General features: G+C 62.3%; 11 protein-coding genes, 3 pseudogenes and 1 riboswitch. Of the genes and pseudogenes, 9 read left to right on the plus strand and 5 right to left on the minus strand.

Annotation, left to right across the window (positions count from 1 at the left end):
• The first annotated feature begins 45 nt into the window (after positions 1 to 45).
• The 3 genes from AOT96_RS33390 (at position 46) to AOT96_RS33400 (ending at position 3,407) form a co-directional block, all read left to right on the plus strand.
• Entirely contained in the window at positions 46 to 846 is an 801-nt protein-coding gene (locus AOT96_RS33390; protein ID WP_082654928.1) for an enoyl-CoA hydratase-related protein, read from the plus strand.
• A gap of 5 nt (positions 847 to 851) precedes the next feature.
• The gene (locus tag AOT96_RS33395) at positions 852 to 2,021 is read left to right on the plus strand and encodes an acyl-CoA dehydrogenase family protein (protein WP_058228096.1); all 1,170 of its coding nucleotides are present in this window, start codon (positions 852 to 854) and stop codon (positions 2,019 to 2,021) included.
• A 69-nt stretch (positions 2,022 to 2,090) separates the two neighbouring features.
• Positions 2,091 to 3,407: a phytoene desaturase family protein gene (locus AOT96_RS33400; protein ID WP_058228046.1), complete on the plus strand. Its 1,317-nt coding sequence runs from the start codon at positions 2,091 to 2,093 to the stop codon at positions 3,405 to 3,407.
• Between the two features lie 53 nt (positions 3,408 to 3,460).
• Here the strand turns inward: AOT96_RS33400 and AOT96_RS33405 are convergent, their stop codons facing one another.
• Positions 3,461 to 4,246, minus strand: a complete 786-nt coding sequence (locus tag AOT96_RS33405) for a TetR/AcrR family transcriptional regulator (protein ID WP_074447138.1) — start codon at positions 4,244 to 4,246, stop codon at positions 3,461 to 3,463.
• Positions 4,247 to 4,407: 161 nt separating this feature from the next.
• On the opposite strand from AOT96_RS33405, the gene AOT96_RS33410 reads away from it, so the two are divergent.
• Both AOT96_RS33410 and AOT96_RS33415 read left to right on the plus strand, forming a co-directional pair.
• Entirely contained in the window at positions 4,408 to 4,599 is a 192-nt protein-coding gene (locus AOT96_RS33410; protein ID WP_058228098.1) for a ferredoxin, read from the plus strand.
• Positions 4,600 to 4,667: 68 nt separating this feature from the next.
• On the plus strand, positions 4,668 to 5,906 hold the full coding sequence (locus AOT96_RS33415) for an NAD(P)/FAD-dependent oxidoreductase (protein ID WP_065353021.1): 1,239 nt from the start codon (positions 4,668 to 4,670) through the stop codon (positions 5,904 to 5,906).
• Positions 5,907 to 6,029: 123 nt separating this feature from the next.
• On the opposite strand, the gene AOT96_RS33420 is transcribed toward AOT96_RS33415, so the two are convergent.
• Entirely contained in the window at positions 6,030 to 7,592 is a 1,563-nt protein-coding gene (locus AOT96_RS33420) for an acyl-CoA carboxylase subunit beta (protein WP_058228048.1), read from the minus strand.
• Between the two features lie 320 nt (positions 7,593 to 7,912).
• Positions 7,913 to 8,027, plus strand: a riboswitch (SAM riboswitch).
• A 51-nt stretch (positions 8,028 to 8,078) separates the two neighbouring features.
• On the opposite strand from AOT96_RS33420, the pseudogene AOT96_RS36265 reads away from it, so the two are divergent.
• Positions 8,079 to 8,297: pseudogene (locus AOT96_RS36265) on the plus strand (aminotransferase class V-fold PLP-dependent enzyme); the annotation flags it as partial.
• Positions 8,206 to 8,631 carry a hypothetical protein gene (locus AOT96_RS35590; protein WP_058228049.1) on the plus strand — a complete coding sequence of 142 codons (426 nt, stop codon included), beginning with the start codon at positions 8,206 to 8,208 and terminating at the stop codon, positions 8,629 to 8,631. The pseudogene AOT96_RS36265 and the gene AOT96_RS35590, both read left to right, overlap by 92 nt.
• Before the next feature lie 166 nt (positions 8,632 to 8,797).
• On the opposite strand, the gene AOT96_RS33430 is transcribed toward AOT96_RS35590, so the two are convergent.
• A complete protein-coding gene (locus AOT96_RS33430) occupies positions 8,798 to 9,334 on the minus strand; it encodes a hypothetical protein (RefSeq protein ID WP_058228050.1) in 537 nt (178 codons plus the stop codon).
• A 360-nt stretch (positions 9,335 to 9,694) separates the two neighbouring features.
• Here AOT96_RS33430 and AOT96_RS35120 point away from each other — a divergent pair, with 360 nt between their 5' ends.
• Both AOT96_RS35120 and AOT96_RS33435 read left to right on the plus strand, forming a co-directional pair.
• Positions 9,695 to 10,144 carry a GIY-YIG nuclease family protein gene (locus AOT96_RS35120; protein WP_231915179.1) on the plus strand — a complete coding sequence of 150 codons (450 nt, stop codon included), beginning with the start codon at positions 9,695 to 9,697 and terminating at the stop codon, positions 10,142 to 10,144.
• 29 nt (positions 10,145 to 10,173) lie between these two features.
• Positions 10,174 to 10,909 (plus strand): annotated as a pseudogene (locus AOT96_RS33435) (IS6 family transposase).
• 80 nt (positions 10,910 to 10,989) lie between these two features.
• On the opposite strand, the pseudogene AOT96_RS35595 reads toward AOT96_RS33435, so the two are convergent.
• Positions 10,990 to 11,109, minus strand: a pseudogene (locus AOT96_RS35595) (aldehyde dehydrogenase family protein); the annotation flags it as partial.
• 74 nt (positions 11,110 to 11,183) lie between these two features.
• Positions 11,184 to 12,452 carry an acyl-CoA dehydrogenase family protein gene (locus AOT96_RS33440; protein ID WP_058228051.1) on the minus strand — a complete coding sequence of 423 codons (1,269 nt, stop codon included), beginning with the start codon at positions 12,450 to 12,452 and terminating at the stop codon, positions 11,184 to 11,186.
• Positions 12,453 to 12,630 lie beyond the last annotated feature (178 nt).

Raw genomic sequence — 12,630 nt, forward strand, 5'->3', positions numbered from 1 at the left:
GTTACATTTTCTAATCGATAGTAGATTCAATAAGGCGGAAGCTGTATGAGCTTGCAGGAGCAGCGGGCGGTGGAGATGGCTGTAGTGGACGGACTGGCCACCGTCACTCTCAATCGTCCCGATGCCAAGAATGCGATGAACCAGGACGTCGCGGACGATCTCTATGACATCGCGCAGCGTATCGCCCATGACAGCACCGTGCGCGCTGTATTGATCACCGGAAACGGGAAAGTCTTCTCCGTGGGCGGTGACATCACCGTCTTTGCCTCAACCCCCTCGGAGGAGGTGCCCGAAGTTCTCGGACGGATGGCCGGGCGCTATCACGACGCGCTGCGGCAATTCTCCCGGCTGCAGGTACCAGTGGTCGCCGCGGTGCATGGCGCCGTCGCGGGCGGGGCGCTCGGCCTCATCTACGTCTCGGACATCGTGCTCGCTGCCGAGGGAACGAAGTTCGCCACAGGGTTCGGCCAGATCGGACTCGCCGGTGACGGTGGCAATTCTTGGTTCCTGCCACGGCTTGTGGGCGCCCGACGCGCAGCGGAACTCTATTTCGAGGACCGTGTGCTGAACGCGCACGAGGCTGAGGACTGGGGTCTGATCACCCGGGTGGTGCCGGCTTCCGAACTTGGAGAACAGGGCGCTGCCGTGGCACGGAAACTGGCCACCGGTCCTACCGTCGCCTACGGCGCCATGCGGGCGTTGTTCCAGCAGTCGTCCACCACCACGCTGTCGCAGCAACTGGCAGACGAGGCGGCCGCGGTGGGCCTCATCGGTTCGTCCCGAGACGCGCAGCGAGCTTTCACGAGTTTCATTGCCAGACAACACCCCACCTTCGAAGGGAAGTGACCGCCGTGACCGGATTGGTCGTAGATACCGATGAGCATCGCCTGATTCGCGAGAGCGTCGCGAAGATCGCCGAGAAGTTCGGCCCCGAATACTATTTGGAGCGTTCCCGTTCCGGTGGCAACGTCGACGAGCTCTGGAATGAGCTGGGCGAGGCGGGCCTCGTCGGTGTCCACCTACCCGAGGAATACGGCGGCGGCGGGGCCGGTCTGTCCGAGTTCGTCATCGTGCTCGAAGAACTTGCCGCACACGGGATGCCACTGTTGATCGGCGTCATCTCGCCCGCCATCTGCGGTTGCATCATCGCCGAGCACGGCTCCGAGGAAATGAAGGACGAGTGGCTGCCCGGACTGGCCTCCGGCAAGCGACGAATGGCTTTCGCGCTCACCGAACCGGAGGCGGGCTCCAACAGTCACAATGTGACCACCACGGCCCGTCGCAGTGGCGAGGGCTGGAGCATTACCGGCGGCAAGTACTTCATCTCCGCGATCGAGGAAGCCGAGGCTCTTCTCGTGGTGACGCGAGATGCGAGCATCGAGCAGGCTCCGGGCTCGAAGCGCAGTCCGCTGTCTCTCTTCGTGGTCCCCAAGAACACTCCCGGTCTGGTGTTCCAGCCGCTCGAAACGGCGCTGGTCAATCCGGACCGTCAGTTCACCGTCTTCTTCGACGACGTCAAGGTCGGCCCGGAAGCGCTGATCGGCGCGCAAGGACGGGGTCTGAGGCAGGTGTTCGCCGGACTGAATCCCGAGCGCATCCTGGCGTCCTCGCTGAGCAACGGTATCGGCCGATACGCCATCGCGAAGGCCACCGTATACGCCAAGGACCGCAAGGTGTGGGATGTCGCGATCGGATCGCACCAGGGCGTCTCACATCCGTTGGCGGAAGCACATGTCGCCGTGCAGATGGCGCGTCTCGCCACGCAGCGCAGTGCCGCACTTCACGACGCCGGACTCGATGCTGCCGAAGCTGCGAACATGGCGAAGTTCGTCGCGGCGGATGCGTCGCTCAAAGCTCTCGATCAGGCCATCCAGGTGCACGGAGGCAACGGGATGAGCAAGGAATACGGCCTGGCGGAGTTGTGGTTCATCACGAGGATGCTGCGCACCGCGCCGGTCAGTCGGGAGATGGTGCTCAACTACATCGCTCAGACCACCCTCGGGTTACCGGCTTCGTACTGACCGATTTCGCGTGCCGCTACTTCTCGGCCCGCGCCGTTCTTACCGAGAATTTCACTGAGGAGCATCGCTATGAGTAGTCCCGAGAACAACTTCGACGCCCTGGTAGCCGGCGCCGGCGCCGGCGGTCTGTTCGCTGCGGCCCGGCTACAACATCTGGGCTACCGCACTCTGCTGGTGGAGCGTCTGGATCAGGTTGGTGGCCGCGCCTCCACACACGACATTGACGGCTTCAAGGTCAACAACGGTGCCATAGTCATCGAGACCGGCGGCATCACCGAGGAGACCTTCGCCGAACTCGGTGCAGAATTCGACGTGCGTTCGCCGAAGCCCCCGATTCTCTATCGTCTGGGTGGTAAGGATGTGGATGTCAGTGGCGGCGGTTGGGGCTTCCTTCTCGGCAAGCTCACCCGTCAGGGTGCCAAGCTGGTCAAGGGAATCGGCGCGGCCCGCAACGATTCCGGTCTGCCGGAGGACGAGTTGTCCACTGACGAGTGGGTGTGCAAGTACACCAAGAACGAGGGCGTGCGCGGCATCTTCCGCAACATGTGCGGTTCGGTGTTCGCGGTGAGTTCGGAGGAACTCCCGGCCCGGGTTTTCCTCACGTACTTCACTCGCAAGAGTGCGTTCAAGACCTTCGGTTTCGCTCCCGAGGGCACCATCGGAATCTGGCGTTCGCTGGCAAGCGCCTTCGAACGTGACGGCGGACAGCTCTGGCTGAACGCTGAAGTCGAGAGCATCATCACCGCCGACGGTCAGGTGACCGGAGCTGTGATCGAGCGCGACGGTCAGTCCGTGGAGGTTTCCTGCAGGTTTGCAGTCAGCGACACCGGCCCCGCGGCCACGGTGAGTCTCGTCGGCAGCGAGAATCTGCCGGCGGATTACCTCGAGACCGTGAAGCGTGGTGACCGGCCCTGCTCGATGATCGCGGTCAACTTCGCCAGCCAGGACAGACTGATCGACGTACCCGGCATGCTGAGCTTCGCGAACACCAAGCGTCTTTGCTATGTCGCGAACTTCACCGATGTGTGCCCCGAGATGGCTCCGGAAGGGTGGAACCTCTACGTCGGTGCAGCAGTCCCGAAACCTGCGGTGGGTGACTTCGACGAGGAAGCGGAAACCAAGATTCTCCTCGACGAGCTGCAGGCGGAGATCAAGGGTTTCGACAAGGCTCGAATCCTCTCCGTCGTCACCACCCGCGACGGGTGGCCGCCGCAGCGCGCGGTGTCGGGCTTCGATCTGCCAAACACCACTCCGATCGCCAACTTGTGGAACGTCGGCGACGGGGTGAAGGAATACGCCAACGGCGGCACCACTGCTTGCGCTGAGACCGCCAAGATTGTTGTCGACGCGGTCCGGGAGCGATTCGCTGTGGAAGCGACTGCGTAGCGGAAGTGAGGATCTGAGAGCGGCGGCCACCGGAAGATTCAGTGGCCACCGCTTCAGCCCTTTGCCGCGACCTTCTTGGCGCTTGCCGTCTTGGTGCCGGACCTGCGACCGACTGCCTTCGCAGTGTTGGACTTCGCGGCCACGCGCTTAGTGCTCGACTTCTCGGGGGCGGGTGCCGAGGATGTGTCGGCTACCGTTCCGGCAAGTGCGGCAGGACTCGCAATACCGTGCAGCACGATGGACTGCGCGGTCCGGACGAGGCTGGTCAGTGAGCCGCCTCGTTTCGGATTCCACCACTCTGCCGCCCAGTTCAGCGCCCCCATTACCAGCATGCGGGTAGCCCGAACGTCGAGATCCTCGCGTAGTTCCCCGGCGTCCTTGGCCGCCTGGTACAGCGCCTGCCACTCGTTGCCGTATTTGTTGCGTACGCTCTCGTGCCGCTCACGAAGGTGCTCCGGCATTTGTCCACCGTTGCGGATGGCGGCTGTGGTGTAGTCCGAGATGGAAAGTTCATAGCGCAGATGCGCCTCGACGGCTGCCGCGATGCGGTCGATAGGACGCGTATTGGGGTCGAGCGCCTCGAGTACCTCGCTCACATGGGCGCGGATATTGGAGATGCCGACGAACATGACCTCTTCGATCAGCTCTTCGCGGGATTTGAAGTAGTAGTAGATGGCGGGCGCCTGAAGTTCGGCGTGAGCGGCTACATCTACCAGCCGGGTACCGGCGAAGCCCTTCCGGCTAAGCACGTATGCAGCGGAATCGAGGATGCGTTCACGCGTGAGGGCGCTCTTCGTCCGGTCCTCGGCCGCTGATCCGGCCGTATCGTTTTTAAGCACGGATCGATTATATCGGCACACCGGCCACCCCAGTTACCTCCTGAACATGGCCCACCGATGCGCACTGGAAAGTGGACCTGCCGGAAGAGATACTTTAATCTATATTAAAGTAAATAATGATCCCTGTAGGAACTGCGCAATCGCGTCGAAAGGACACCGTCATGAAGGTTGAAGTTGACAGGAAGAAGTGCACCGGACTGGGCATCTGTGAGTCCTTGGCGCCGGCTTTCTTCGAAGTAGACGACTCCGGCGACCTGCTCCTGCTCAAGGACGACATCGGGCCCGATGAACTCGCCGAGATCGAAGAGGCCGTAGCGGGCTGCCCCACTGAGGCGCTGCGGATCATCCGCTAGGGGAAGCGCCGCGGGTTCTCCGGAGGAGGGGAACTCCCACAAAACGACATCAAGTAGAGGACGAGGATATGAGCGAGCGGCATCTGGTAGTGGTCGGCGCGTCTCTGGCCGGACTGCGTGCGGTCGAAGCAGCCAGGAAGACCGGCTTCACCGGACCGATCACACTGATCGGTGGAGAGAAGCACCTGCCCTACGACCGTCCACCGCTGTCGAAGGCCTATCTCGAAGCAGGATCGGAACCCGAGTCCACCCAATTCCGTGACAGTCGCACATTCTCGGATGAACTCGATGTGACACTGCTACTGGGACGACGCGCGACCTCCCTCGATACCGCACGGAAAGTCGTCGTAGTCGACGACCGTGAGGGGCGAAGCGAGGTGCATTACGACGCTCTTGTCATCGCCACCGGGGCCGATGCGCGCCTCTTGCCCGGTACCGAGGGGCTTGCGGGCGTTCATTCCCTGCGCACCATCGATGACGCGATTGCGGTGCGTGCGGCACTCGACGCGAATGCTCGGACGGTAGTGATCGGTGCCGGATTCATCGGCTCCGAAGTGGCTGCCGCAGCGCGTAAGCGAGGCGTGGACGTCACGGTCGTAGAGGCGCTGGCCACTCCGTTGGTGCGGGCCGTCGGCGAGAGGCTGGGTGGTGCAATCGCATCCCTGCACGAGCGCAACGGCACACCACTCCTGTGTGGGGTGGGTGTGAGCGCAGTGGAGGGCGCCGGACGCGTTGAACGCGTGGTCCTTTCGGACGGCACCGTTCTGCCCGCGGATCTGGTGGTCGTGGGCATCGGTGCTGTGCCGGCCACCGGCTGGCTGGAGGATTCTGGCCTGACTCTCGACAACGGAATCGTGTGCGATGAGAACCTCTACACCGGTGTGGAGGGAGTGTATGCGGCCGGCGATGTAGCACGTTGGCATAACACGCTTTTCGATCGTTCACAGCGTCTGGAACACTGGACCAGTGCTGCCGAGCAGGGAGCCGCCGCTGCCCGCAACGCGCTCGATCCTGATGCCGTGAAGGCTTACACCACCGTTCCCTACTTTTGGTCCGACTGGTACGGCAGCCGGATTCAATTCGTAGGGGTTCCGCAGGCCGACGAGATTGTGGTGGTCGACGGTGAACTCGACAGTGACCGCTGGGTCGCGCTCTATCGCGAGGGTGATCGTCTGGTCGGCGCCCTTACCCTCAACGGTCAGGCTGTGATCATGAAGTACCGAGGCCTGCTGATGAAGGGTGCCACCTGGGCCGACGCCCTTGCCTTCGCCGAGAAGCGAAAGCTGGCAGCTGTAGTCAAGGCGTAATCGCAGCGATACTGAATCCAGAATGCTTGGCTGACAGGATTTTTCGGAGAAATCAGGCCACCATCGCTCGGGCTGTGAGCGATGGTGGCCTAGTCGTACGTGTACTTCCGAAGTGGAGACGGACTAGATCGGGGAAATTGTCCGGCGTTTGCCCGGCACCCGAGATTCTCGTCGCGGAGCAACCCGGGACAGTGCTTCGGCTAGAAGTCGACGGGTATCCGAAGGGGCAACCACGTCGTCAATTCCGAATCCGTCAGCGGCTTCGAAAGCTCCGATATTGGAACTGAACTTGGCAATCAGCGACTTACGATGGGCCGTAGGATCATCCGCAGCTTCCCACTCGCGGCGGTAGGCGATGTCAACTGCGCCTTCCACCGGCATTGCGCAGATCTCGGCAGTAGGCCACGCAAGGGCGAGATCGGCTCCGTAGCTCCGTCCGCCGCCCATCGCGATGTACGCGGCTCCGTACCCTTTGCGCAGAACGATACTGAACCGAGGGACGGTTGCCTGCCCCATCTCGAAGACCAATCGCCCACTGCGCCGGGACAACTGGCTGGATTCGGCAGCAGTACCGATAAGGAACCCCGGCAGATCGATCAGGATGACCAGCGGCAAGCCGAACGCATCGCAGACTGCAATAAAATGTGCGGCTTTTTCACAGGCAGGGCTGTCGAGCGCCCCACCCAGATGAAGCGGCTGGTTCGCGATGACTCCTACTGGACGTCCGTCGATGCGCGCGAAGCTGGTCACTACGTTGGCCGCAACGACCTCGCGCAGTTCGAATACCGAATCCTCGTCGGCTATTCCGCGGATTACGTCCCTGACATCGTAGGATTGGCGACTGCTGAGCGGCACGACCTCGTCGAGATCGACGGCGGCCGGTTTCCGAATGCCGGGCACTCGTGGCGGAAATTCCTCTGAACTCGACGGCAAGAACCCGAGGAACGCCCGAATCGCGTCGATGGCTTCTGGCTCGTCGTCGACCGCGATATCCGCAACACCGTTGCATGCCTGAACATCGGCGCCGCCGATCTGCTCATTGGTCAGATTCTCACCCGTGGCAGCAGCGACAAACGGCGAGGAGGACATCCCCAGGGTCGACATATCCCTGACCATCACAACAAAATCGCTGAGTGCAGCGAGGTTTGTTGCGACACCGAAACCCGGGCCCATCATCGCCGAGACGACAGGAACCAGTCCCGACAAATCGACGAGCTGTTGAAGTAGAGGTGACCCGGGTGCGGCGTGGCGTGAATCCAGACCCTCCTGCATGCGGTGCCCGCCCCCGTCGCTCAGCAAGATCAGCGGGATCCGGTCTAGCAGAGCGCGTTCGGCGCATCGAGCGACCTTCTGCATTCCGGTGACGCCGTTGCTGCCGCCCAGCACGGTAAAGTCGAAGACCGCCAGCGCTACTGGCCGACCATCCACGTAGGCCACTCCCGTGACGACGCCGTCGCCGGGTGCAATCAGGGGGTCGCTTCCGGGCTGAGCAGGCCCGGGCCCGGCCAGTCCGCCGAATTCGAAGAAGCCATCCTCGTCGGCCAATAGTGCGATGCGCTCGCGGGCGGTCAGTTTGCCGCGCTGATGTTGACGGCTGACCTCTGCCGGCCTCGACGCGTCAAAACCCGACGCGTGCCGATCGATGACCTGCTGCGCAAGTGGATTTGGTGTCGAATCCTTGCTCACCGCACTACCTTTCAATGAATTTGGTGCCCAACGAAGCTGGTTCTCTCTGATTCATCGCCATCGTCCCGAAAACCGAGATCACTCCGTCGGCGTTAATTGAATGTAAGTTAAAATAAAGACTGCGTCAATCTGCTTGCCGGGCGTGCGTCCGACAAGCAGATGAACGCAGATCTGCTACTGCGGAGCAGTTCGAAGGCCATCCTCGGAAAGCGTCGTGCCGAGCATGTTCGGCCGGCTCGATCTCAGGCTCTATGCAGCCGAGACAGATGGATTACGCGTCAGGTTGACAAGGTTGGAAGTTCCTGCCATTCTCCTTTGCAGGTCACGAGTACCAGTGTTCAGCCCCGGCTTGCTGGTCGGCAACCCTCCTCCGCGGTGGGGTGCTCCGGGTGACGACCCGGCTGTATCCGAAAACGGATGCGGCAAGCGCGGGCTTCCGGGAACAACACCCGAAAAATGAGTCCTTGAACGTGAGGATTGTCTTCGATGACTGCTGTTTTGAGTGCCGAGTTCTGTGCCACCGCCCCCATTGCCAAGGTTTCGGGTTCTGACCTGCAGGTTCCCCTCGTGCAGGGCGGCGAGTGTTCGTACGCAAACTTCGACTACGCAGCCAGTGCGCCAGGCATTGGCCCAGGTCACGGACTGCATCGCAGAATTGCTCCCACTTACGCCAGCGTCCACCGCGGCGCCGGAAACGTCCGAAGGCCAGATCGTCGGATTCACGATCCGGCATGACTACACGACACTGGCGGACGTCCCGGTCTCCCGGTCTCAGCTCCGGCGGGGCACAGCCCGCATCGCACCAGTAGTAGCAGAGACGTTGCACCGTCTCACCGCCCCAGAGCGAACCGAATCCGCTCGGTTGCAACAGTCGATCGAACGGCTACGAGTGGAAGAGGACGCTGCTCGCAACGCTGCGACCTCGCTCCTGTTCCCTGACGAGCAGACGCTCGTCGCAGCCGAAGCCCGACTAGCTGCGATCGGCGCGGAGATCGCCGGCGTCCTCGACAGCGACCACCAGCACAGTCAGGCGGCCTGACCGACACGGGGCAGGTGCGGATCCTTCGCCTTGCCGCACCTGCCCCGAATCCGCACCAGAGAACCGGCCCTCACACCTGATCTGTGAGGGCCGGTTCGCTGGTGTCGGCGGCAGCAAAGAGCCGGACAGGTCCACAGACAACTTCCCCCACAGCGCGGCCGGACAGTCATGACCACAAATACCGCTGGCGACCTACGAGAGTTTTCTCGTAGGTCGCCAGCGGTATTTGCCTCTCAGGCGGCGTACACAACACGTCCAGACTCTCGGCCAACAAGCCTCCGTCCAGAACCCACCGGACGAACAGAGGCTCGCTCGAATCGAAGTTGGCGTACTCCACTTCGCCGGTCACCCCCAACTCCGCGACAACAGAGAGCGCCGCTTTGGCCGCCACGGCGTCCCAGGGATAACCAGCATCGCGCAGCGCACCTCCACCGCCGAACCGGATGTGCAACGTCGACACCGTGCAGTCTACCCGAAAGTGTTCGCACTGCTCTACCAGTGCGCTCGTACGGAACAATCCAGCCAACATGCCAGCGAGCCGCGCATCAGGACTGACGTCAGAGAACTCACCCCGTGTCTCCGCACCACATGACACCAGCGAAGCAATCGTTGCCGCCACTGTTGCATCCAACCCACCATCGTCGTCACTTCGATCAGCGACGACGAATGCTCCACGGAAGCAACGACTTTGTCCTTCACCCATTATGTCCCTCGATTCTGTCTGCGAAATCCGATACGCCAATGGCCACCAGGGACGACTGCGGGTGCGGCACGCCGACCTCATGCTCCGCTCGAACCGAGAGCCCGGACAGGACAGACACCCAACCGATCCGATTTCCAACACGCGCTGGCCCACCGAGATCCCGTAGCTCTCAACCCGGTCACCGCACTGACGCGCACCCACCACCGCTCTCGCGCTTTGGGTCCAGTTCACGGACAGCGTCCGCCCGGTGCGCGATGCCTTCATCGCTTTGCATGCACCGTGCCGACGAGGCTGACAGCTCGCGCCACACGACCCTGCCCTCATCGGCGACAGTTCCTGTTTGTCGCGCTGAGTGTCTGCGTGGCGAGGCAGACTGCTCGCTATGCAAACCCCGCATCCACGGCGCCGCACGATGCAGCCGATACCATCACCGCGCTCAGTAGCTCCAGTCGCGCGCTCGAGGACCTATCCATGCTGCCCGCGGCACCGGGCCTTTACGCGTGGTGGGCGGCGCCGGAGGTGTTCTCTCAGCTCCCGGGGCCCACACACCCGACCAACGCTGGGATACGGCTGCTCTACATCGGTCTCGCCACGAACCTGCGCCGGCGGATTATCAGTAATCATCTGCGCCGCAGCGGATCATCCACCCTCCGCCGCACCCTCGCCGGGTTGCTCCTCGATACCGAGCACTACCGGACCCGACGCACTGATCGCGTCGTCCTCGTCGACGAGGACGAGATTCGACTGACTGCCTGGATGCACACCCATCTACGATTGACCTGGTTCCAGCACCCGGCATCGTCAACTTAACTGGGCCTCCAGTCAGGGACGATCATTGGATGAGCTTTGGAAGCGAGACACTGGCGGATGCGACGCGGTCACTGTACAAACGGCACCGCTATCCTGCGGAGATCATCGCGCACTGCGTGTGGTTGTACTACCGGTTCACCTTGAGCTTGCGCGACGTTGAGGAGTTGATGCTCGCCCGCGGCATCGTGGTTTCGCACGAGACGATCCGTACATGGTGCGCGAAGTTTGGGCCCGAATACGCGCGTGGCCTGCGCCGACGCGCTCCCGAACCTGGCGACACATGGTTTTTGGACGAGGTGTTCATCAAGATCGGCGGTATCCGGAAGTGCCTGTGGCGGGCGGTCGATCAGGAAGGGAACGTCCTCTTTCGTCCTGGTCCAGTCACGACGCAACGCGAAGGCAGCGAAACGCTTCTTCGGCAAGCTGATGCGCAAGCAGGCCCCGGCGCCGAGGGTGCTGGTGACCGACACGCTCGCCAGTTACGTTGTGGCGCATCGTGAATTTATGCCATCGGTCGAACACCGGCGCTCGAAGTACCTCAACAACCGGGCCGAGAACTCGCACCAACCGACCAGGCAGTGCGAACGGGCAATGAAGGTCTTCCGCTCGCCCGTTGCGGCACAACGGTTCCTGGCGGTGGTCAGTGCGATCTCGCCGCACCTCCGGCCTGGCCGACACAAGCTCACTGCGAGCGATTACCGCTTCGAAATGACCGGCCGATTCGCTACCTGGAACGACGTCACCGGCGCACCTTACGCCGCCTGAACCGGTTTCACTCCAAGAGAATTCGCCCCCCAGTATGACCGAATGCTGTTGATCCCCAGTTGCGTTCAGCTAAGTTGACAAAGCCCGATCAGGGCCGATTTTCCACCCAGTTCGTGCACCACGGGCTTGAGTGACCGCGCCGCCAGGGCCATGATGTCGCTTCCAGTGCGATCGGATCCGGTGAAACTGATCATGTCGACAAGCCGGCCTCGGCGGCAGCTGACGTTTGACGGCACGATGGTGGGCATCGGTCTGACGCCTGGTGTCACGACAACTAGGAAGCGTCGTACAGTTCGTGGGCGCGTCGCGTCATCTCGACCTTGTGGTAGCTGGGGAACATGCCCTCGGCCGGCTTGATGTCGCGCAGGACTTCCTTGGCGACGACGACCTTGTGGACCTCCGTAGGGCCGTCGGCGAGGCCGACATGGAACGAGTGGATGACCCACTCGGCGAACGGCATCTCATGGGTCAGGCCCAGCGATCCGTGGAGGTGCAGGGCACGGGAAGAGATGTCGTGGAGGAGCTTGGGCATCGTCGCCTTGACGGCCGAGACGTTTTTGCGGATTGCCTTCCAATCGTTGCCCTGGTCGGCCAGCCACGCGGTCTCGAGGATTAGCAGGCGGAACTGACGCAACTCGACCCAGCTGTCGGCGATCTTCTCCTGCACGAGCTGTTTCTGCGAGAGTTGCTCGCCCTTGGTCTCGCGCGAAACGACTCGCTCGCATATCATCTCGAAGGCGCGTGTGGCCTGGGCGAGGGTGCGCATTGCGTGGTGCATGCGGCCACCGCCGAGACGGACCTGAGCCACGACGAATGCGTCGCCCGGTCCTCCGAGCATGTTCTCCGCCGGGACGCGGACATTGTTGAAGCGCAGGTGGGCATGCGATTCGTCGGGCTCCCCGTAGACACCGTAGTTCTTGATGTTCTCGATGCCGGGAAGGTCGCGCGGGACAATGAACATCGACATGCGGCGGTACGGGTTCTCGGCGTCCGGGTCCGTCACCACCATGAGGATGAAGAACGCCGCGTGGTCGGCCTCGGAGGCGAACCACTTCTCGCCGTTGATGACCCACTCGTCGCCGTCGGGCTCGGCATGGGCCGTGAAGATCAGGGGGTCGGCGCCGCCCTGCGGTTCGGTCATCGAGAAGCACGACACGATCTCGTTCGCCAGCAGCGGGTGGAGGAAGGTCTCCTTCTGCTCGTCGGTGCCGTAGTGCGCGAGGATCTCGGCATTTCCGGAGTCCGGCGCCTGGCAGCCGAAAACGATCGGGCCGAAGCGCGACATGCCGAACTTCTCGTTCATCAGTGCGAGTTTGAGTTGGCCGTAGCCCTTTCCGCCCAGTTCGGGGCCCAGGTGGCAGGCCCACAGTCCACGCTCCTTGACCTCGGCCTGTAGCGGCCGGACGAGGCGGATGAACTCAGGGTCGTGGATGTTCCACTGGCTGCCCAGTAGGTAGTCAAGCGGCTGGACCCGCTCGCGCACAAAGGTGTCGATCCAGTCGAGTTCGGGCTGAAACTCAGGATCGTTCTCAAAGCTCCACATGCTGGGTGTCCGTTCCGTCGAGGTGATGTCGGCACGACAGTAGGTCAATTGAATTAAAAACACAATCAACTGATTCACTGTGGTTTGAAGTGGATACGTCGAGGTTCCGGACCATGGAACGTGCTCTGGTCCACACTCGATCGGCCCGAAAGACTGGCGATCAGTGAGACAACAGGAG

Origin of the sequence: Rhodococcus sp. 008, assembly GCF_001682295.1 — a bacterium.
Lineage (GTDB): Bacteria > Actinomycetota > Actinomycetes > Mycobacteriales > Mycobacteriaceae > Rhodococcus_F > Rhodococcus_F qingshengii.

Bases quoted from the DNA above. Each gene is read 5' to 3' on its own strand.
- AOT96_RS33400 (WP_058228046.1), top strand. From the start codon at position 2,091: ATGAGTAGTCCCGAGAACAACTTCGACGCCCTGGTAGCCGGCGCCGGC.
- AOT96_RS33410 (WP_058228098.1), top strand. From the start codon at position 4,408: ATGAAGGTTGAAGTTGACAGGAAGAAGTGCACCGGACTGGGCATCTGT.
- AOT96_RS33440 (WP_058228051.1), bottom strand. From the start codon at position 12,452: ATGTGGAGCTTTGAGAACGATCCTGAGTTTCAGCCCGAACTCGACTGG.
- AOT96_RS33390 (WP_082654928.1), top strand. From the start codon at position 46: ATGAGCTTGCAGGAGCAGCGGGCGGTGGAGATGGCTGTAGTGGACGGA.
- AOT96_RS33415 (WP_065353021.1), top strand. From the start codon at position 4,668: ATGAGCGAGCGGCATCTGGTAGTGGTCGGCGCGTCTCTGGCCGGACTG.
- AOT96_RS33430 (WP_058228050.1), bottom strand. From the start codon at position 9,334: ATGGGTGAAGGACAAAGTCGTTGCTTCCGTGGAGCATTCGTCGTCGCT.